This window comes from Acinetobacter sp. PW68 (assembly GCF_020982655.1).
In the GTDB taxonomy this organism is placed as follows: domain Bacteria; phylum Pseudomonadota; class Gammaproteobacteria; order Pseudomonadales; family Moraxellaceae; genus Acinetobacter; species Acinetobacter towneri_A.
Genome location: NZ_JAHZSX010000001.1, coordinates 1,760,190 through 1,782,076, shown reverse-complemented (window position 1 = coordinate 1,782,076; position 21,887 = coordinate 1,760,190). Strand labels below are relative to the sequence as shown.

At 42.7% G+C, this 21,887-nt stretch carries 16 protein-coding genes and 1 pseudogene; 14 read left to right on the top strand and 3 right to left on the bottom strand.

What is annotated here, in order from left to right:
• The first annotated feature begins 450 nt into the window (after positions 1-450).
• Entirely contained in the window at positions 451-669 is a 219-nt protein-coding gene (locus tag K1T76_RS08520) for a hypothetical protein (RefSeq protein ID WP_004972907.1), read from the top strand.
• A gap of 97 nt (positions 670-766) precedes the next feature.
• Here K1T76_RS08520 and K1T76_RS08515 read toward each other — a convergent pair.
• The 3 genes and pseudogenes from K1T76_RS08515 to K1T76_RS08505 form a co-directional block, all read right to left on the bottom strand.
• Positions 767-1,135: pseudogene (locus K1T76_RS08515) on the bottom strand (hypothetical protein).
• A gap of 225 nt (positions 1,136-1,360) precedes the next feature.
• Positions 1,361-2,050 (bottom strand): hypothetical protein, encoded by a 690-nt coding sequence (locus K1T76_RS08510; RefSeq protein ID WP_019836646.1) that lies wholly within the window; start codon positions 2,048-2,050, stop codon positions 1,361-1,363.
• A 110-nt stretch (positions 2,051-2,160) separates the two neighbouring features.
• Positions 2,161-2,859, bottom strand: coding sequence for an exonuclease domain-containing protein (locus tag K1T76_RS08505; RefSeq protein WP_019836647.1), 699 nt, complete (start codon positions 2,857-2,859; stop codon positions 2,161-2,163).
• Positions 2,860-3,009: 150 nt separating this feature from the next.
• Here K1T76_RS08505 and K1T76_RS08500 point away from each other — a divergent pair.
• The 13 genes from K1T76_RS08500 (at position 3,010) to K1T76_RS08440 (ending at position 21,881) form a co-directional block, all read left to right on the top strand.
• A protein-coding gene (locus K1T76_RS08500; RefSeq protein ID WP_114318428.1) for an IS4-like element ISAba1 family transposase occupies positions 3,010-4,100 on the top strand; the annotation gives its coding sequence in 2 pieces (ribosomal slippage) (positions 3,010-3,550 and positions 3,550-4,100; 1,092 coding nt in all).
• Between the two features lie 200 nt (positions 4,101-4,300).
• Complete coding sequence (locus tag K1T76_RS08495; protein ID WP_230245138.1) at positions 4,301-5,533, top strand: alpha/beta hydrolase; 1,233 nt, start codon at positions 4,301-4,303, stop codon at positions 5,531-5,533.
• Positions 5,534-5,710: 177 nt separating this feature from the next.
• Positions 5,711-6,964 (top strand): serine hydroxymethyltransferase, encoded by a 1,254-nt coding sequence (glyA, locus tag K1T76_RS08490; RefSeq protein ID WP_019836649.1) that lies wholly within the window; start codon positions 5,711-5,713, stop codon positions 6,962-6,964.
• 148 nt (positions 6,965-7,112) lie between these two features.
• Positions 7,113-8,579 (top strand): gamma-mobile-trio recombinase GmtY, encoded by a 1,467-nt coding sequence (gene gmtY / locus K1T76_RS08485; protein WP_180112503.1) that lies wholly within the window; start codon positions 7,113-7,115, stop codon positions 8,577-8,579.
• A 2-nt stretch (positions 8,580-8,581) separates the two neighbouring features.
• Positions 8,582-11,212 (top strand): gamma-mobile-trio integrase GmtZ, encoded by a 2,631-nt coding sequence (gmtZ, locus tag K1T76_RS08480; protein ID WP_180112502.1) that lies wholly within the window; start codon positions 8,582-8,584, stop codon positions 11,210-11,212.
• Complete coding sequence (gene gmtX, locus K1T76_RS08475) at positions 11,212-11,880, top strand: gamma-mobile-trio protein GmtX (protein WP_180112501.1); 669 nt, start codon at positions 11,212-11,214, stop codon at positions 11,878-11,880. The genes gmtZ and gmtX overlap by 1 nt, the downstream gene beginning before the upstream one ends.
• Positions 11,873-12,289: a hypothetical protein gene (locus K1T76_RS08470; RefSeq protein ID WP_180112500.1), complete on the top strand. Its 417-nt coding sequence runs from the start codon at positions 11,873-11,875 to the stop codon at positions 12,287-12,289. The genes gmtX and K1T76_RS08470 overlap by 8 nt, the downstream gene beginning before the upstream one ends.
• Positions 12,286-14,493, top strand: a complete 2,208-nt coding sequence (locus tag K1T76_RS08465) for an ATP-dependent DNA helicase (protein WP_180112499.1) — start codon at positions 12,286-12,288, stop codon at positions 14,491-14,493. Before K1T76_RS08470 ends, K1T76_RS08465 begins: the two co-directional genes overlap by 4 nt.
• A gap of 93 nt (positions 14,494-14,586) precedes the next feature.
• Complete coding sequence (locus K1T76_RS08460; protein ID WP_180112498.1) at positions 14,587-16,113, top strand: site-specific DNA-methyltransferase; 1,527 nt, start codon at positions 14,587-14,589, stop codon at positions 16,111-16,113.
• Between the two features lie 15 nt (positions 16,114-16,128).
• Positions 16,129-18,831: a DEAD/DEAH box helicase gene (locus K1T76_RS08455; RefSeq protein ID WP_180112497.1), complete on the top strand. Its 2,703-nt coding sequence runs from the start codon at positions 16,129-16,131 to the stop codon at positions 18,829-18,831.
• Between the two features lie 482 nt (positions 18,832-19,313).
• Positions 19,314-19,718 carry a nucleoside diphosphate kinase regulator gene (rnk, locus tag K1T76_RS08450; protein ID WP_004972920.1) on the top strand — a complete coding sequence of 135 codons (405 nt, stop codon included), beginning with the start codon at positions 19,314-19,316 and terminating at the stop codon, positions 19,716-19,718.
• 213 nt (positions 19,719-19,931) lie between these two features.
• Complete coding sequence (locus K1T76_RS08445; protein WP_019836650.1) at positions 19,932-20,723, top strand: hypothetical protein; 792 nt, start codon at positions 19,932-19,934, stop codon at positions 20,721-20,723.
• A gap of 30 nt (positions 20,724-20,753) precedes the next feature.
• A complete protein-coding gene (locus tag K1T76_RS08440) occupies positions 20,754-21,881 on the top strand; it encodes a toxic anion resistance protein (protein WP_019836651.1) in 1,128 nt (375 codons plus the stop codon).
• Positions 21,882-21,887 lie beyond the last annotated feature (6 nt).

The window sequence follows — 21,887 nt, the reverse complement described above, 5'->3', positions numbered from 1 at the left end:
TTATGCCGCAACTGAAAATTAAATCAATTGAAATTTTGCTGTGTGAATGTGTTGAAATGTAGTGGGCTATTGCAGTAAAAAATAAGTTTCACTATATTGAAATTACAGTAGGTCATTCAATGTAATTGACGCTACGATGCAGTTGGACGGATCAATGACAGCTCGTTGAGTTTGCAACTTTTGTTCAAACAATAAAATCAGCACTAGCCTTCCAACATAAAAAAACTCGCAGCAATGCGAGTTTTTTCTGTGCTAGAATAAAAAACAAGCAACTTTACTGTGATTTTGTAAGTTGTAAATAAAATTTTAAAAAATATGTGGTTGAATTTATTAAATAATTAAAATTTAGTTTAAAAAATACTACATTGTCAAACAATCTAACAACTCACTTTTTTAAAAAATTTATAAGCTATGGTATAAAAAACTTCCGTCAAGAAAAAAGGAACAACAATGACGCAAATCATCGATATTAAAGTTAAAGACCAGTTTAGCCATATTTACGAAGCAAAAGCATTGCTACGTAATATCCCAGAAACTTCATTGGCAGCGGGTTTGGCACTATTTCACAAAATTGAACACATTATTGTGGAAGGTGAAGTAATTTTACCAAGCATCGAACTTTTGTTTGAAAGCCGAGAGTCTGATAGTATTTTCCGTGTGTTGGAGTAATTATTTGTGAGACCACTTGATTTTTAGAAAAGCTCATTTCGATGAGCTTTTTTGTGCACAAATTTTTAAGTAGATGCAAGTAAAGTGCTCATCAAGCTCAGAACATGTCACATTTAACCGCCTGATCTTTTACATGTAGGATATTTACATCGTATTTATCAAATTCTTGGATAGTTTTGAATGACGGCGTGCCCAATTTATTATCAGGCTCAAAACTCAACTCTTGTTTGGTTTGACTATCAAAACATTCAATCTGCAAGATTTACCAGAGCAGGACATCTGTACTTTGTTGAATTACCAAGCATCGCGGTTGTAAATGTGCCGAAATTTGACGTAGTAATAGATTGGTAATCGCCAGCTGTATTTGGCTTTACTGATCTTTTGGGCTTAAAAAGGTAATCACCCAATTGCCAACTTTACCGAGTTGCATTGGATTGTCATAAGCATCAAACGCTAAAAAATGCATGACTCATCATAACCTTGTGCCTCAACAATTCTAGAAAATACTATATCGTTGATTTTTATGAGTCGGGGCTATGCCGCTAAAGTCTTAGTTTTTATAGGGATAATGAATCTAAGATTTACATGTGTTCTTAAGATGTTGAAAAATAATAAAAATAAATTAATGCATATCCCTAAGCATAGTTTTAATTGTTAAAAAGACTTAAAACTAAGTACAAAAATCTAAGCTTTAAGTCGGATTAAGCTTTTGCAGAGAGTGGTTGATTTGCTGCAAAATCTGATTGAGTGCTTTCGGTGGCAAACGTGTTTCTTGCAAAGAGGTAATCCATTGCATTTGGCAGAGTTTTAAGCTGCGAATATCCTGCGCTTGTACAATTCGCTGAATCAGTTGTTTTGCCATTAATCCACAATGACGTTGTAAAGTATCCATCATGAGAAATTTTACATCTTCAAAACTCAAAGCTGAAATTTCAGGCTGTGTTTCTGCTTGTGGTTCAGGTTGTTCAGCGGCCTGTTCTGTAGTATTGATAGCAGCTGCAACACGTGCTTCTAAATATGCAGGAACTGAATTTACTTGAAGATGTTGAGTGCGGATTGGTTCTGCCAAACTTTCTGCATGTGCTTGAGGGATGCTGCTTGCAAGTTGGCTATGAATTTCTGTGTGTAAAGGGTTCGGTGTTGGTACTTGCTCTTGTTGTTGCAATCTGTCTTGCTCAAGCGTAGCAGGCGCAATCAATTGCATATCTAATAGCTGTTCAATCAATTCAGGTGGTGCAAGACGTTGCTTGAATTGATCTCCGAGTAAATCAAAATCTTCAGTACCAATCAGTACCAATAAACGACGTTGACGTGCATTTAAATCACGTGTGCGTTGTTGTAATGCATCTAGACCGAGTTGAGTTTTTTGATAATTAAACATGAGCCTTAATTTATTTCCCTCAATAAATTAAGGCAAAGCATAGACTTTGAAAATTACATTAAGATGAATAAATTATGACAAGTAAAAAGTGGATGATTCACTTGAAATATTTATAAAGTCAAAATACTGGTATTTTCGAGCGCCTTGCGTAAGTAAGGATCTAAATCTTCTTGTCTTAATAACCATTGCACATAATCGGTAGGAAGGTTAGCAATTGCAGTACCACGATGTTTGCCAAAATTGATAATGTGTGGAATACGTGCTTCCTCTGAGGCGATATAGAGTTCTTCAATACTTTGAATTTGTAGTTGATGAACTTCGTGCATCAAAATATTGGCCGTTAAAATAATATCCATATCGGCACGATGCGCTTTTTTAATCATGTCACGCGCTTTTTCGCTGCCTTTGGTAATCATATAAATTAAAGCTGAAATATTGTGTGCTTCTGCATTCGGCCATACGCGACGGGCAAGTGCCAAAGTACAAATGGCTTTAATTTTAGAGGTATCTACACCACATTTATCTAGAGCGCGAATATCGTAATCAATATTATGCCCAATGATATAGTTGGTTTGGGCAGGTAATTCAAAACTACTGTAATGTGGTTGATCAATTAAGTCAGACTCTAAAATATGATGTACCGCCATTGCTGCGAATGAAATAGGCTCATCGACCTGATATAACTGATCGAAAATTTGACTTTTATCCAGACTAATTTTGCCATCTTGAATTTGTATGGGGGCGTAAGCAATCTCAATAGGTTGTCCATTTAAAGTATGGGTTTCAGTGTCGAGAATAATAGCCTGCATGTCCTAATTCGCTTGCGTCATTCAATACAAATGCAATCTAACATTAGCGGTTGCGTATGACAAATTGAATCGAAATTTTCTCTGTACACGACAAAAATAGATAACTCATTGAAATAATGTCACAATAATTGTTTTCTAACGACGAATACTATGACACATCTCAATGAGTTATATCTTATCTTAAACAAATCTCTAAAATGGAACAAGTCACATTTAAAGTGCTTTGCGCTCATCATGCTTGTGATTATTTTAAAGCAAACATGTAATCTTTCTTCTGCATCTAAAGCCTTGCCCATCAAGTGCTTACCACAATCATTTTATCGACGTATGCAGCGCTTCTTTGCAGGTCAGTATTTTGATTATCGTCAAATTTCTCAGTTGATTTTCAATATGTTTTCATTCGACCAAGTGCAACTGACTTTAGATAGAACCAATTGGAAATGGGGAAAACGAAATATTAATATCCTGATGCTCGCAATCGTTTATCGTGGAATAGCGATACCTATCCTTTGGACATTGCTTAATAAACGTGGAAATTCAGATACGAAAGAGCGTATTGCTTTGATTCAACGCTTTATAGCCATTTTTGGTAAAGACCGTATTGTGAATGTGTTCGCAGACAGAGAGTTTATCGGTGAGCAGTGGTTTACATGGTTAATTGAACAAGACATCAACTTCTGCATTCGTGTTAAAAAAACTTCATTGTCACCAATCATTTAGGAAAGAATCATAAAATTAGTGATTTATTTCGCCATCTTAAAGTTGGTCAAATTGAATGTCGTAAACGACGGATTTTGGTTGGTCGGGTGAAACTATATATAAGTGCACTACAGTTAGAAAATGGAGAGCTTTTACTCGTCGTTTCTCCTCAGTTTAATGCCAATGCTATTCAGGATTATGCATTACGCTGGGAAATTGAAACCTTATTCAGTTGTCTCAAAGGACGCGGGTTTAATCTTGAAAATACGCGCTTGACAGACCCTAGACGAGTGAAAAAATTGATTGCGGTGTTAGCTATAAGCTTCTGTTGGTGTTACTTAACGGGTGAATGGCAACATGATCAAAAAAAAGCGATAAAAATAAAGAAGCATGGACGACTCTCAATGAGTTTATTTCGCTATGGTTTAGACTATGTTCAAATGGCGATTCAGCGTTTAATTGGTTTTGGGAAAAAAGAAGAGTTTAAGGAAATTTTGGCAATTTTAAGAAAGCAGAATCCTGATAGGATAAGGGTTCTGTGAAATTTGTCGTGTACAGAGCGAAATTTTATAAACTACTCTATATGTGATCGATTGACCGGTTTTTTAAAGTAAGTGTTTAATTTTAAATAAAATACAGTTGCATATTAATTTGTATAGTCTTGCCTGATGCTATAAAAAAGCGTACAAATAAAGATTGCGAAGGATGCAATCAATAAGAATATGAAGACAAGGGTAAGCAAATGAAAAAAATATGGTTAAGTGTGGCTTTGGTCAGTAGCAGTTTGTTGTTAACGGCATGTAATGATGATCATGACGATACTAGCGTTGTAGTAATTGATGATGGTATTCCGAAATATAATATTAGTCAGCCATTAGTCGTGACGCCTGAAAACTATGGATTGTCCAATATGACAACTGTGGCGGGGCAAAGTGTCAAAATGACCTATAGGATGTTAGGCGTAAATGGAAGTGAAGTACAAGCGACTTCTTTGTTATTTACACCTAAAACAACGCCACCAATCACAGGTTGGCCTATTGTGGTTTGGGCGCATGGTACAACAGGTGTAGCAGATAAGTGTGCTCCAAGTAAAACAGCATTAAATCTACATGTTGAAGACATGATTAAAAAGCTGTTAGCTGCAGGTTATGTGGTAGTCGCACCAGATTATGAGGGTTTAGGTGAGCCAAGTTCAAATGAAGCTCATCCTTTCTTAAACTTGCAGAGCGCTGCATTTTCAATTACAGATGCAGTGGTTGCAGCGCGTAATTATTTGGGTAATCAAGCCGCTAAACAATGGGTAACTGTGGGTCATTCACAAGGTGGACATGCTGCATTAGGGGCTGCGCAGTATGCATCACGTGCTCAGTTGGATTATAAAGGTACGATTGCGATCGCTCCTGCTTCTAATTTAGCTGCAATTTTGACTGTGGGAGAACAGAGAGCAGCTCAATTAACAAATGTAGAAGATAAAATTAATACCTTAGCTATGTTGGATACTTATACCGCATTGATTACGGCGGGGCTAAGAAATAAAAATCCTAGTCTAAGTTATCAGCAAGTATTTAAATCTCCAACTGATGGGATTGCAGCACTTGCAGACACGGAATGTTCAGATGTTTTAGGTGTAACACTAGGGGCAGCAATGGGGCAATATGCTGCAGGAAATGAGTGGAGTATCGATGGATATCCGCGGACGCAACCAAATTTCTTAAGCTTGCCAGATGTAAGTCAATTTTTATCGAAAGATTCGCAACCATTACAAGTCAAAGTTATTCAGCCAGTTATTATTTACCAAGGTGGGGCTGATGCGGTAGTACCTAAAGATGCAACAGATTTATTATTGAATGGTACGGCAGCAAAGCAATCGAATATTCAATATCGTGCAGAAGCAACTTGGGATCATGGCACCGCCTACGCGCTCAATATTCCGAATATTGTCAAAGATGTTCAATCACTAATGCCTATTCAATAAGTCATTGAATTAAGATAAAGATTGATTTGACCTGAAATAGCTCGTGTTTTATCTGAAGCATGAGCTATTTTTATGTAAAACTGAGAAAAGTTCATTCTCTCAGTTCACAAACTTTATGCTACAATACGCGCCAATCTTAGCACGGCTTAAAAGCCCTAAATTAATAGGACCTCGCTAATGTTTGCCAATATTTCTATTGCCGAATTTGATCCAGAATTAGCTCAAGCGATCACCAATGAAGATGCGCGCCAAGAAGCTCATATTGAGTTAATTGCTTCTGAAAACTACTGTTCACCTGCAGTAATGGAAGCTCAGGGTTCAAAACTTACCAATAAATATGCAGAAGGCTACCCAGGCAAACGCTACTACGGCGGTTGCGAATACGTAGATATTATTGAACAACTGGCGATTGACCGTGCTAAAGAACTCTTTGGTGCAGATTATGCTAACGTTCAACCACACGCTGGTTCACAAGCAAACTCTGCAGTTTACTTAGCTTTACTTAACCCAGGCGATACTGTGTTAGGTATGAGCTTGGCACATGGTGGTCACTTGACTCACGGTGCTAAAGTAAGCTTCTCAGGTAAAACATATAACGCTATCCAATATGGTTTAAACCCAGAAACTGGCGAAATTGATTACGAAGAAGTTGAGCGTTTAGCGCTTGAACACAAACCACGCATGATTGTTGCGGGTTTCTCTGCGTATAGCCAAATTGTGGATTGGCAGCGTTTCCGTGATATCGCAGACAAAGTTGGTGCTTATTTATTTGTAGATATGGCACACGTAGCAGGTCTAGTGGCTGCTGGTGTATATCCGAACCCTGTGCAAATTGCTGACGTAACGACTACGACAACACACAAAACATTGCGTGGTCCACGTTCTGGTCTAATTCTTGCCAAAGCAAACGAAGAGATCGAGAAAAAATTACAATCTGCTGTGTTCCCTGGTAACCAAGGTGGTCCATTGGTACACGCAGTTGCAGCAAAAGCAATTTGTTTTAAAGAAGCAATGGCGCCTGAATACAAAGCGTATCAACAACAAGTTGTTAAAAATGCGCAAGCGATGGCTGAAGTTCTTATCGAACGTGGTTATGATGTCGTATCTGGTGGTACGAAAAACCACTTGTTCTTGCTTTCTTTAATCAAGCAAGATATTACAGGTAAAGATGCAGATGCATGGTTAGGTGCTGCGCACATTACTGTAAACAAAAACTCTGTACCGAACGATCCACGTTCTCCATTTGTAACTTCTGGTATCCGTATTGGTACTCCAGCAGTAACTACACGTGGTTTTGGTGAAGCAGAAGTACGTGATCTTGCAGGTTGGATTGCAGACATTCTTGACAGCAAAGGTGACGAAGCTGTAATTAATACTGTAAAAGCAAAAGTTGAAGCTGTTTGCGCGAAATTCCCAGTTTACGCAAAATAAGCACAGCCTTGAGAAAAGCCCCTCAAGTTCTTTATAGTACCTAAAAGTGTGTAACTTTGATAATAACCTCCTGTAAAGGGGGTTATTTTTTGCTTGAAATGTAGGAGTACTTATAGTATATTGTGTGTAATATGTGTAAGGAATCGAGATGATAGCGACCAAAGTTACTGCAAAAATAGTCGAGGACAGTAGTGGCATCGCCACAGAAATACCTGTCATTTTGACTGATGAAGGCGTGCTGGAATCAGTAGCCGACTATGTGCTGAGTTTGCATGTGAACGGTACTTCTCAATCGACTATTTCCAAGCACATTCGATCTATTATCTTGCTGATCGAATTCATGGACGCCAACAAGTCCATGTTCAACGATCCCGAAGATTTATTCAGAGTGTTCGTCCGTCGATTATATAGCGGAACAGTTGGCGATGACGGACTTGATCCGTCAGGTCTGTACTGGATTCCAGCAACGACAAGCACCATTTCCCGACATATATCGCATCTCACTAGCTTCACTCAGTGGATGAGTGATCAGGGACTGGGCAAAGAGCTTAACGCGCTCAGAACTGCCACCAAGCATGAAGAGCGCATTCAGTATGCCGCGTGGTTCCGCAAAAATAGAAATGACTTCTTAGGACACATCAAGGACAAGTCGTTCAACACCACGGTCAAAAGGGCGCGCTCCATCAAAGGAAGAACGCCCCTCGCCAAGACGGAAGATGATGCTATCGCCTTTCCAGCAAAGCATTTCGAGAACTTTTACCTGAATGGTGTCGGTGGCGCTAGCGATCCTCGTGTTGCTCTGCGTGACAAGCTTATCCTGTTACTGATGCAAGGCGCTGGATTCAGGGCCAGTGAGGCTCTGTTGCTGTGGGTGACTGACGTTTTTGAAGATCCACATGACAATGATGCGGTGATTGTCCGAATCTACAACGAGATCGATGGTAAGGCTCCTGATAACTGGAAATCACGCAAAGGCGTGAGTACGCGCAAAGCCTATTTGCAGGAAAAATACGGAAGAATCCCACGACAAGAGATGCTAGGCACTCAGCGCCTTGGGTGGAAGTCGAGAATGGTAGACCACAAGGATAGTTACCTAGAAGGTTACTTTTTCCCTAACGAATACCGCTATGTGTTCATGAAACTGTGGCGTGAATATCTGGTTTACCGAGCCGCTGTACCCTGCAATCACCCGTATGCATTTATCAGCTTCGATTCGCGCTACTTGGGTAATCCATACACCCAGAATGCCTTTAACCAGAGCTATGCAGCGGGTCTGAGACGAATCGGCTTAGAGCCCAATAAAGCAGAGGGTCTTGACCCTCACGGACATCGACATCGCTTTGGTCGTGAACTGACTAGCGCAGGGGTTGATCCGCTGGTTATCAAAAAGTGCCTGCATCATAAAAGCCTAGCGTCTCAAGACCCGTATACGATGCCGTCCAGTCAGCAAGTTTCGAATGCCCTTTCCAACGCTTCTGATCAGCTCAAGCTGGAATCGGACACGCCAAAACTGGCTAACTCATTTGACTGGAAAACACTGGCAGAACATGGCTTTGAAGATATAGACCCCGATGGGTATTTCACGGGCAAGAATCCACGATTAGGGAAGAAGTAACGATGGTTAAGAAATCAAAAGCGAAAGGTTATAGCACCGATCTAACGCTGAACTGGATCACTGAAGATTTAGGGCCAGACTGGCTACAGTGGCAGCAGTATGGGACTGAATGGCTTGCTCAAGAACAGGCAGGTATTGGTCATAAACTCAAAGGTATCAGACACTTCTTAAACTATCTTGCGACCCACGCTCCGTATGCGGTTGATGTCGTCTCCATGTTTCAAGGACACCCTCAGGGGCACAAGGTCTCAAGCGAAGAGTTTAATAACTACCTCAAATCCAAAGGGGTAAATTCAGATAATCACAAGTATGTTACTTACACTGTTGAGTTGTCGGATTACATTCTAAAGACACATTTGTGCGCCGAAGCTGATAATGGAACTTCTATTCCTCTGTATCAGAACCCTTTTGATAGAATTGCCAGCTCGCGCTCAAATACTGAAACCGTCCACAGCCCACTACCTTACCGTTACATCCAGCAGTTACGCCAGATTGTCTGTCCTTATCCTCCCGAATCCAATACTCAGAAGCCGTGGATAGGTCGTCATTTCAGCGATTGGCACTGGTCAATTGAACACCTTCAAAGTGGAAATCTTGCGTGGATGGAGGTTTCGCCTGAGGTGATTGACCCTGACGATCCAGACTGTATCTCCCTCACTCGAACTGTTTCACGCAAAGTCGGTAAAAACTATGAACCGATAGAGATTCACGAAATCTGGTCGCCTGTTATGGCGATGTTTATGTTTACCAAACTTCACCTGCCGCTGCGCTCGTTTCAGGTGCGTTTTCTGGACTCTGGTGAAGGCGATACGTGGCGTTACGAACAGGGTCAGTGGGTGGAAAACACCAAGCACGCGTTTAAGTACGGCACCGCTAAACGCCCTTATCAGAAAGGTGTGTTCAAGCGTATTTTCGACTCGATGAGCGAGAGCTATTCAACGGGTCTGTACATCTCCACAAACAAAACAGCCGACCAGAATAAAGATGAAATCCAACGCGGCTACACCGTCCCGTGGGAGCACGAAGAACTGCTGTATTGGCTGGAAAAACTTCGTAATTGGCAAGAGAAGTACAATCCAATAGATCGTCTAGCCAAAGGCACAGAGCTTAAGCGTAACGACTTCGGAAACACTAAATCCGAAGCGCAAAAAAAGGCATTAGGAGAGTTTGCATTCTTGTTCCGTGCACCAAACTCTCAGTTTTGCATTAGCGGTAACGAAATATCGAACCCTTGGTATCGCCTCTTATCTAAACTTGAGGATGATGTGTTTGCCAGTGGTCAAACGATGTCGAACGGTGACCGCCTGCGCTTCGTTAAGGATTACGGAGAGGATTACGCTGGTAACGAAACAAGTAAGGTATCAACAGAATATCCCCTACACAGCTTGAGGGTGTCGCTGATCACCTGTTACACGATGGATACGGATCTGCCACTGCCCGTCATATCTAAGCTCTTAGCTGGCCATACACGCCTTCTTATGACGATCTACTACAACAAGATCACGCCTTCAGTCATGGCTGAAAAAATGAAAGAAGCCAACGCAGCACTCATAGAAAAAGGTGAAGCGTCACTTAAGAATTTTCTGGTCGATGCTGAGATGAATCAGATCGAACTACGTGCCGCTTATCATTCGGATACTCATAACTCAATCGAGGCAGTATTGGCGAATCGCAATCCGATTGGTTGGGAAGAGCGTGCAACGGGACTCTGTTTGGTCGGCGGTAATACCGTGCGTTCCGATGAGCTTTCAACCGTGGGCGGCTGCTGGAATGGTGGCCCGATTATCAAGGATTCGGCGGAGTATTCCAAAATGCGCGTTTATGCCCCTGTACCTCATGGCCCCGAAAACTGCCCACGTTGCCGCTGGTTTATCACCGATGCCAGTTACCTCCCTGCACTTAACTCGCACTTCAACCAGATCAGCTACAAAGCGCATCAGGCGGCAAAACTGGCGACTGAGCTTGAGGGCGATCTGGAGGCGCTTAAAGACGAGCTGTATATGGCTGAAGAGCAGGGTCACCCCTTCCTCAAACTTGAGCAACTGCAAGCCCTTGAGCGCCGTTATGATAAGCAGCGAGTTGAGGCTGACGAATACGCGAAGGACTACATCGCAACCTTCAATCTGATCAACCGCATCATCCAGATTGAGAATCAGCGTGAAGATGATGATGAAGGTCAGAAGCTGATTGCGGTGGGTTCTGGTGACGACCTCAGTGTAAGCATGAAGTTCATCGAAACCGAGTCTGAACTGCTGCACTTGTCGCTGCTATGTGACGATGCTGAGTTCTATCCCGACCTGCACGATGACCTGCGTAAAACCCCTGCCATCGCGAAGCGTACCAACGCTCTTAGCCGCATGATGGCACGCTATGGCTACCAGCCCATTTTCCTTGAAATGGATGAGCAAACCCAACTCATTGCGGGTAATGCGATCATGCGAAAAATGGCGATGATTGCGAACCCCGATGATAAGCTTGAGGGGTATAGAATCGCATCCAATTACATAGAAGCTCAGCAATACCTAACGGATGCACGCTTGCTAGAATCAGGCTTTGAGGAGCTATGCAATATTAAACCGCTTACCTTGACGAATAATAACGCCAAGCGAATTTCACTGATGGAGGTGGTCTGATGCAGATAGATATAAACGCTGTTTTAGAGACGTTGAAAGTAGGTAAATCTGCAAAAACGCAAGCATCATTGGATAAGCTGAACGAGACGCTCAAAACCTATTTTGAGTTAGGTAGGCGCGACTTTTCAATTACAACAATTGGGCGTGTTTCAGAGGAAGCAAGAGGCGTTGGTTATCAGTCAATTCGTGCAACTGCCAACAAGCATTACCGCGATTTGATTGAAGCTTGGGCAGCGAAGGCTCAGACCACAACCAAGAAGCCGCCTTCAGTCGCTGCTCGCAAATCGGGGCAGGATTATCAGTTGCTAGAGCGCATCGATGACACGGCAGTCCGTGCTCTTTTTGGTCAGATAATTCGTGAGCGTGATCGCTACAAGAGCGAAGTGAACATGCTCAAAAACAAGACGCAGATCGTGATTGATAAGCGCCCGACAACGTACACCGCGCCTCAGTCTGAATCCACGGTTGAGCTACTTCCGTCACTGAAAGGTATCTGCTCCGAGAACGAGATTAAAGCTCTTCAATCAGTCTGCACGGATGAATGGCTAGAAGCGCTGGATTTTAAGGCTACAGCTCATGGACGGGTGACGGATGAGTATGGTCAAGAAATCCTGCCTCGCGGCTTTTTGACGGGTCTAAAGAAGCTCTTGGGTGAGATCAATGAGTAATGGGGTTCAGAAGGGCAAAGACAATGCTCTGGCTGTCCAGCAGTGGATTGCTGAGCGCGATGCTACGGGTGACTACGGTGAATACGAACGCCGTGGAATCATCAATCGTTCTGCACTGTTCGATGAGCTAGGTATTCCACGTTCCTCAATGGGTTCGAATAATAAAATTCGCCAGATGATTGAGGCAGCAGATGTTCGATGGTTTGGGGAGAAAGAGGCTGACATTAAGGCTCAAAAAGCCGCTCGTGAACGATCAGAAAAACGTGTCGCATCAACCAATGCAGAAGTCAGCAAGCTGATGGATCAGATCGTCAAGCTTAAAGCAGAAAATGCCCAACTCAAGCGTGAAAACGAAAAGTATGCAGCGATGAAAGAGGTGCTACTGGAAACAGGTTATCAACCACGATGATTAAGGTTCAGATCGCTAAAATACGTCCTAAAGGAGTCCGCACAGCATGGGAGATCGCTGAGGACGGATCGATCATCAGACGCATGACTACGCTATGTTTGGTTTTTCCTGAGAAATGCAGAGATGCCGCTGAGGTAGGCACTGTTTGGAAGGTAGCAGGCGGTACGAGGAATCATAGGTTCAAAGCGGGCAATCAGGATATTACTGAGCGCTACATGAAGGTCAAAGAGGCTGAGTTCCTTCGTCCATCAGGCGAACTGTTGGCAAGATGGATTGCTGCGAACATCGAAGGGGTCGGCGAAGTAAAAGCAAAGCGCTTGGTACGTCAATATCCCGACCTTGACAGTAGAGTCCGTCAGAGGGACGTAGAGGCGCTTACAAGCGTTGCTGGCGTATCAACTCAGTCAGCACAGGCAATCATTGATAAATGGCCGTCAGAGAGCTTCTACGCAGCGTTAGAGTGGCTTCAAGGTTCAAAACTTCCCCTGTCCCTTGCTCAAGCCCTTGCCAGAGTTTATGACGATCCCGTAAAAACCATCAGTGATGACCCTCTAATTCTCACCGCGTTCGGGGTGTCTTTTGATGACACGCTCAAACTGATCAAGCGCATGAAGTTAGATGTCACAAAGAGTCGAATAAAATCTGCAATAGCAGAGCAAATCGCTACCCAATATTGTTTTTCAACGGGTTCGACTGTCATACCTGAATGCGAACTTTCTGAGCGATCAAAGTTATTATGCAAAGGGCTAGAACTTGATTCTAATGGTGTTGCAGACGCAGCGATAAAGCATGGTTCACTCCTACAAGTTGAAGGTGGATTTCAGAGCCTCGGCGCAGCGATTCAGGAACGCACGGTAGGTCGTTTCTTAGAGAAGTGCCATCAACGTCCTCAAGGTTCGGGATCATTGTTGGCTGTGTGGGAGAACGACCTTACAAACGACAAAATTGAGTCAGCGCTCCAATCATTTGAAAGCACCTTACCCTTTAATATGACCTCCGAACAACGAGAGGCTGTTGTAGGTGCAGTGAAGTCTTCGGTGTCCATCATTTCAGGAGGCGCTGGAACAGGAAAAACGACCATTCTTCTAGCTATGTTGGCTGTTTACGAGAAACTGTCATCAGGCATGGCGATTCATCAACTGGCATTGTCAGGAAGAGCTGCAAAGCGCATGGAGGAAAGCACAGGACGATCAGCCCAAACGATTGCCAAGTTTATATCCGACCAACTTGGCGAGAAGAAGCCAGATGTAGAAGAACATATTCTCCTTGTAGTCGATGAAGCCTCCATGGTTGATCTGGTCTCAGCATACAGGGTTGTTGGACTGCTGCCCTACGCCACACGTATTGTCATGGTTGGAGATGTATCACAGCTCCCTCCAGTTGGAGGAGGTCTCATTTTTCATGCAGCGATGAACAGCGCACTGCCTGTTTTCGAGTTGACACAGGTTAAGCGTCAAGGCGAACAAAGTGGCATCCATCAACTGGCGACTTCAATCCGAACTGGAAAGCTAGATACCAATCTGCTTAATAGTTCAACAGGTGATACTCGATATTTGCCAGAATCCACACATGAAGCCCTCGTTTCAGAGTACAAGAAAACCAAAGAAGCCGCAGACTGCATTGTGCTGACCCCTACACGCAAAGGGCCATTGGGTGTAGAAGAGATCAACAAACTCATTCAAGCACAGTATGACGAGTATGCGCCTAATGAACTTCACCATAAGCACCCTTGTTATGGGTGGATTCCTTGGGTTACCCATAGCGGAGCGAAGCTTCGATTGGGTGACCGTATTATGGTCACACGAAACGACTATGATGCTGATATTCGAAACGGCGACTTAGGTGAAATCGTTGAGGTCTACGATAGTCCTCATATGGGTGAGTATGGAGTGATGAATATCGATGGGAATCACATTGATATAACAGACGACACCATCGAGAATATCGACCTCGGCTACGCAATCACGATTCACAAATCACAGGGATCACAATGGCCTAAGTGCATACTCATGCTGCCAAGCTACGCCTCAAGAATGACTGACCAATCATTGCTATACACGGCGGTTACTCGCCCGACTAGTGAGCTGGTGATGATGGGAGATTCAAGTTTGATTCAAAGCGCTATCGACATGGGAAACTCAGCTACCAAACGAATCACTAACATCGCGCCGTTCCTTCTTCCTAGCAAGCTTGTGGGGGAATGATGCTAAAATGGCACCGAATTTAGCAAAATGAGAAACCTTACCAGCCGATTGAAACAAGCTGGCTTAGACGTAGATAAAATTTGAGGATCTAAGATGCCAATTTTGAACTGGCTTAACAAAGACGAAGCTATAACAATGTCTAAAAAATGCACTTACAGGCTCTTGGAAGAAATACCTGAACTATCTTATGGCTGCGAAGATAATGAGAATTTAATAATTCAAGGAGATAACCTAGAGGCATTAAAATCTCTAATTCCTCATTACGCAGGAAAGATCAAGTGCATTTACATCGACCCTCCTTATAACATTGGTAGCGCATTTGAGCACTACGATGATAATTTGGAACATAGTCTATGGTTGACTCTTATTTACCCAAGGCTTGAGTTGCTATGGGAGTTACTGGCAGATAATGGTTCCATTTGGATTTCTTGCGATGACAGGGAATCTCATTATCTTAAAGTAATTTGCGACGAGCTTTTTGGTCGCAGTAACTTCATTGCTTCGAATGTATGGCAAAAGCGATATTCGCGAGAAAATCGTGAAGCGATTGGGGATGTCCATGAGTACATTTTTGTTTATGCCAAAAAGCCGCAACTGTTCAAGCAACTAAGAAATAAAGTTCCACTAACCGAAGAACAAGCAAAAGTTTATAAAAACCCCAACAATGACCCTAAGGGCCGCTGGCGTGGAATACCAATGACTGCACAAGCAGGGCACGCAACAGCTGAGCAATTCTATCCAATTACAGCTCCAAGCGGCAAAGTACATTACCCACCAGAAGGACGTTGCTGGGGATTGGCAGAAGCTACTTTTAAGAAATTGCTGGCAGAAGGTCGTATTTATTTTGGAAAAAAGGGAGACAGTCAGCCAAACGTCATTAGATACCTGTCAGAGGTTGAAGGTGTAACCCCCTGGACTTGGTGGCCTAGTGATGAAGTTGGACACACTGATGAGTCCAAAAAAGAAATTCATGCAATCTTTGGCAAAAAAAATGCGTTTGACACACCAAAACCTGAAAGACTGTTAGAACGTATCCTTCATATAGCCACCAATAAGGGGGACTTAGTTCTAGACTCTTTTCTTGGCTCAGGAACTACTGCTGCCGTAGCTCATAAAATGGGGCGTAAATTCATTGGCGTGGAGATTGGTGAACACGCACAAACACATTGCCAAAGTAGATTAAAGCAGGTTGTAGATGGACAACAGGTTGGTGTGTCTGAGAGCAATAACTGGCAAGGTGGTGGCGGATTCAGATTCTATAAGCTGGGTGAAGCTGTATTCGACGAATATGGCTGCCTCAATACCGACATTAAGTTTCCAACCTTGGCGTCGCATATCTGGTATTTAGAAACAAAAACACCACTTGGTAACAAAGCCGATACTCCATTACTGGGTGTTCATAACGATACCGCATACTACTTGCTCTATAACGGTATCTTAGGTGATCGCCGACCAGCAGGTGGCAATGTACTAACAAGCAAAGTACTCAACAACTTACCAGATATCGGTAAACATGAACGCATCGTGATCTACGGTGAATCAAGCCGTTTGGGTGAGGCTCGCTTGAAACAAGCGAACATCACGTTCAAGCAGATCCCATACGACGTCGGCACTCATTGATAAGGAACCCACAGTATGTTTAAGTTAAAAGGTTATCAACAACGTGCCGTTGATGTGATGCAATCTTTCCTCTCTCACTGCCTCAGTAGTGACAGTGTTGAAGAAGCGTATAAGTTAGCTCTGGAAGAACAAGAACTCCCTTCACACGCTTACCGTGATTATGGTTTCGAGCAAGTCCCGTACTTTTGTATGCGCATTCCAACAGGCGGTGGTAAAACTGTTCTTGGCTCATATGCTATTGAAGTTGCTGCACGTCATCACCTAGAGACCGAAGCTCCTATTGCTCTATGGCTAGTCCCAAGCATCACGATTCGCGAGCAAACAGTAGAAGCGTTGAAAACACCAGGTCACCCTTATCGTGAAAAGCTTGATGCTGCTTTCAATCGACAAGTTCTGGTGCTCGATATTGATGAAGTGACTCAAATACGTCCACAAGACTTAGGTAGCAAGGCGATTGTAGTGGTATCGACTTTAGCTAACTTGAGAGTTTCCGACACCTCTGGACGCAAAGTTTACGCTTATCACGAAAACTTTGAGCCGCACTTTGCCAAGATTCCTGCAAACCACCCTTCCTTGCCGTTGCTGGAGAGGGTTTCTGAGGCTGATGTACAAGAGAACGGTTTGAGCAGTCGTGAAATTGGTAATATCAAATTCTCTTTTGCCAACCTATTGGCCCTATATCGGCCAGTTGTGATCGTGGATGAAGCTCATAATGCTCGTACCAGCTTAACCTTTGATACGTTGAGACGAGTCCATCCTGCCGCTGTCATTGAATTTACCGCTACACCAAACACCACTAGCGCAAACGGTAGTAACGTTCTGTTTCATGTTTCAGCTTCCGAACTGAAAGCCGAAGAGATGATTAAATTGCCGATTGTTTTGACGGAACATCAGAATTGGCAAGATGCTGTTCAGGATGCTGTGATCACTCGTAACAAACTTCAGACGGATGCTCAAAAAGACGAAGACTACATCCGCCCCATAGCCTTGTTCCAAGCTGAAAACAAAAATGGCGAGGTGACTGTCGAGTTACTTAGAGATCATCTTATAAATCAGCTTAACATTGATGAAGATAAGATTGCGGTCGCAACAGGTAGCCAGCGAGAGCTAGATGGAATTAACCTGTTCGAACAAAATTGCCCGGTCGAATACATCATCACTATCGAAGCCCTGAAAGAAGGTTGGGATTGCGCTTTTGCCTACGTATTCTGTTCGGTGAAGCAAGTGTCGTCTAGTAAAGATGCTGAACAGTTACTTGGCCGTGTACTGCGTATGCCTTACGCCCGCCGTCGAACCATTGAAGATTTGAACCGTGCTTATGCGCATCTTGCGACGTCGAAGTTTGCAAAAGCAGCTCAAGAGCTGACGGATAAGCTCATCGCTATGGGTTTTGAGGAAATGGAGATCGCAGCATTTTTACGTGAGCAAGCTCCGACGGGGGGTCAAGGGGATCTATTCGGTGGTGAGCAGGAGCAAACTCAAGTAAAACCGACACCACCTCCTGCTATTGTTGTAGAGGTTGAAGATTTACCAGATCTAACAGAGCTTTCTGAGTCAGAGAAGAAGCAGATCACGATGACTCGTGATGAGCAAACTGACACCGCAGTGGTCAAAGTGTCAGGCGAAGTTTCACCAAGCATACAAAAAGCGCTAACGAAGCACGTAAAAGCGGGTAAAAAGCGTGAAGCCTTTGAACGTGATATTCGAGTGCATAATCAGGCTATTGAAGCTATGAAGGCACCTTCAGAACGTGGGGAAAAATTCGGCTCACTTCCTTATCTGTGCATGATGGAACAAGGCGAGTTGGAGCTTGTTGAATCAGAAGTTTTTCTTCACGCACATAGCTGGAATCTGCTCGACTACTCAGCAGAGTTGACCAACTTTGTAATGAACGAGACTAGCAATAGTTTTGCTATTGACATGGACGGTAAGTCTCTCACTTATAAGGTTGCCGATCAAAAGGAAATCATCGCTTTCAACCAAGGCTTTGTTGACGTAACAGAGCAAGATCTCGTTCGATGGCTAGACAGGGAGCTGAGACAGCCAGATGTCCTACAGCATCAACTTGTTGGCTTCTTGGGCCGTCTAGTCAAAAATTTGCTTCAAAATCCTAACTTGTCCCTTACAGCTTTGGTTCGCAACAAATTTCCATTGGCACGTGCTATACGAGATCTTATCCGTTTATACCGAAAGCAAGCTCAGCAAGCTGGATATCAAGCGTGCTTGTTCAGTGCTGAAAGTACAGCGTGTGTATCCGATGAGTTCATGTACAACTTCGAGCCGAGCCACTACCCATCTCGTCCACCTTACTATTCTGGTCGCTATAAATTCCAGAAGCATTACTTTCCGCAGAACCTTATTGAGGATTTAAAAGCTACAGGGGAGGAATATGAATGTGCCATAGCAATAGACGGCCTACCAGAAGTAAAACACTGGATTCGCAACCTTGTACGCCGAGATCAAGCTTCATTTTGGCTGCCACTGGCTCATAGCAAGTTTTACCCAGACTTTGTATGTGAGCTTAACGATGGTCGCATGCTAGTTGTCGAGTACAAAGGAGAAGCTTATGTAACTAATGACGACTCAGCGGAAAAACGTGCTATCGGTGATAAATGGGCAGAACTAAGCAATGAGAAATGTCTTTTCATTATGGCTGTTGAACAAGACGGGCAAGGCCGTGATGTTCGCCAGCAGATTCAATCGTTAATCTCAAGATGAGCCGAGATAGCTATGGTATTTTGAGGAATCGTTTTGCGCGGTTCCTCAAATTTTGTTACTAAACATACAAGTGAAAAAGATTTGATGAGACTGGCTTTTGCCCAGAAATGAGTTGCAGCTAGTATGATGATGCCTAAGTTCTCAGTTGTGCTCTTATAACTTTATAAGCGGTTAGCAAAATAATACTGCCTCTGATCCTGCAAGACACTTTAATTAGCGCCTCTGATTTTTACACACACCATTACACAGTATGTAATAGTGAAAAGTCCTCTGAAATATAGTATTCAAAGGACTTTCAGTCAGTCACTCAGAGTATTACATAGAATTTACTATATTCTCATCATTTGGGGCTTTTTTTATGGATGTAAAAAATTGATTTTTCGTTCAATAAGCTGAATTTCTGTTATAACTTAAGCGTATTGAATATGATTGTAGGCAAGCTGATGATGACAGTATTGTCGGAATGACAGGAATAAAAGTAAATGATTAGACCAAAGATTATTATTTCAGAACAAGATTTGCACCGTTTGGAAACGATGCTTGAGCATCAACCTAAATTGACGCCAACGATGCAACATCTAGAAGATGAATTGGCACGTGCTGAAGTGGTTGCGCCACAAGATGTACCGAATAATGTGGTGAGCATGAATGCCCGCGCATTGATTACCATTGCACCTGCAAAAGAACCGACTGAAATTACCTTGGTTTATCCGCATGACTTTAAAGGTGAGAAAGGGCAGGTGAATGTGGTTGCACCTGTCGGGACTGCCATTTTAGGTTTAGCTGAAGGTCAGGAAATTGAATGGCCACAGCCCGATGGTCATATGATGAAAGTCAAAATTGAGAAGATTTTGTATCAGCCAGAGCGTGAAGGCGATTATTTATAATCTGTTTATCATCCTGCGTTAGGAACATTGAAAGCCATGTTGATCATGGCTTTTTTATGCACTGGTGTTTTGAATCAGGCATCTTGTGACTGATGTTATGCGAATCTATAAAAAAGCATTTAAGCAGATCGAAATAAAAAATTGCAAAATATTACATGACCTTAGCCGAAAAACACGTACTATAAAATCATGTAAAGAGGGTTGTGATGGTCTATGGCTCAGTTTGAAGTGTTGCTGCCTTTGCAAGAGATTACGGTGGATCGTGCTGAGCTTTTGGCGATTCAACGCAATGATTTAGTACCGTTGTTGAATGATCAATATCGTCTAAATCATTATGCAGATCAGGTGATTCAAGCGCAGTCAGTTTTATTGGATGGGGTAGATCCACATTTAACCCAGCAATTGAGTGTGACCATTGAGCAGTTGATTCAGGCGCTTGGCAAATCTAAAAAAGTGTTAAAGCAACGTAAGTTTAATGCACTACAAAAGTGGCTAGGCATAGATTTGGAATATGGCGCGGGGCAAGTGCAATATTATAAAAACCTAGATCATTTGTTAGGGCAAGCAGACCGTTTGAGTCAAAAGCTGCAAATTGAAATTCAGAAATCACAATCACGTTTTCAGCAGTTGGTTGGTTTGCGTGAGCAAATGGCGAAATATATTCAAGCTGCCGATGAATTTTTATTGGAATATCCACGATTTGTGCGCAATCAGCATCCTTTGGATAATTTTAGCGAACGACTGGCCAAGAAAATTTATAGTTTAAAGACTTTGCAAAGTAGTAATGATATTGCGATTACTCAAATGCAACTTTCACAGCAACTCTCTTTTAGTTTGTTAGATCGCTTTAAAGAAGCGCAGCAGGTACTCATTCCTGCATGGCAATATCATGTCAAACAAAGTCAGCAAAGTGGCTCACACAGTCAGCTAGAAAAGCTGGATCAAAGTCGTGAGCATTTAATTAAGACATTAAAAAAATCCTTAGAAAAACCTGCGCAATCATAAGGCATGGTTTTGATTAGATAGAGGCGAAATATGACAACTTCTGAACAACGCAACGTCGCTGTGCAAGTGAGTGATGAACAGACTCAGCAACAATTTCAGCAACTCAATTTGCAGGAAATTGGCTTACAGCCTGATGACTTTCAGGAGGTGCTGGCTGCGCGTAAAGAATTAAGCGATCTTAGCCATCATTCGGTTGCAGAATATGGCAAAAATATCGCCACTAAAACGTCAAGTTATACCGATGAGCTTTTAGGTTTGGTGCAAAATAAGGATTTGGATGTCACAGGGCAAAAGCTGAATCAGGTGGTGCAGGTTGCACAGCAGTTAAATACCAACAGTATTTTAAATCCAAACAAAAGCAGTGGCTTTTTGGGTGGTTTATTCAATAAGTTAAAAGGCGCTAAACAAAGTTTTGATCAAAACTTTAACAGCACCAAAGCGCAAATTGATAGTCTGGTCACAGAAATTGAAAGCTCACAAAATGGTTTAAAAAACCGTGTAGATACACTGGATAAAATGTTTCATGGTGTGCAAGATGAATATAAACAATTGGGGATTTATATTGCAGCAGGTAAGTTAAAACAGCAGGAAATTCAGCAGCAAATTTCTGAATTTTCCGCGCAGCCGCAGGATCAGACCACGACTCAAAAAATTTATGATCTCAATCATCTTGCTAATAATTTAGAAAAGCGGGTGAGTGATTTGCAGGTGTTGCAACAATCTGCCATGCAAACTTTGCCGATGATTCGGATTATCCAGTCCAATAATTTAATGTTGGTCGATAAATTTTATGCGATTAAAAACATTACCTTACCTGCGTGGAAAAACCAGATTAGTTTGGCGATTTCTTTAAATGAGCAGAAAAACAGTGTGCAACTGGCCAACAGTATTGATGATGCCACCAATGAATTACTGCGCCGTAATGCAGATTTATTGCATCAAAACTCGGTGGATACTGCCAAAGCCAATCAGCGTTCGGTGATTGATATTGAAACCCTTGAACACGTACAAAATACCCTCATTAAAACTGTGAACGATGTGATTCAGGTACAAAAAGAAGGCATGCAAAAACGTGCAGAAGCGACTACGCGTTTACGAGCCTTGCAAGAGAATCTAAATCAATTGGTGATTGGATCAAGCCAACAGTTTGGTGAATAAACGTGT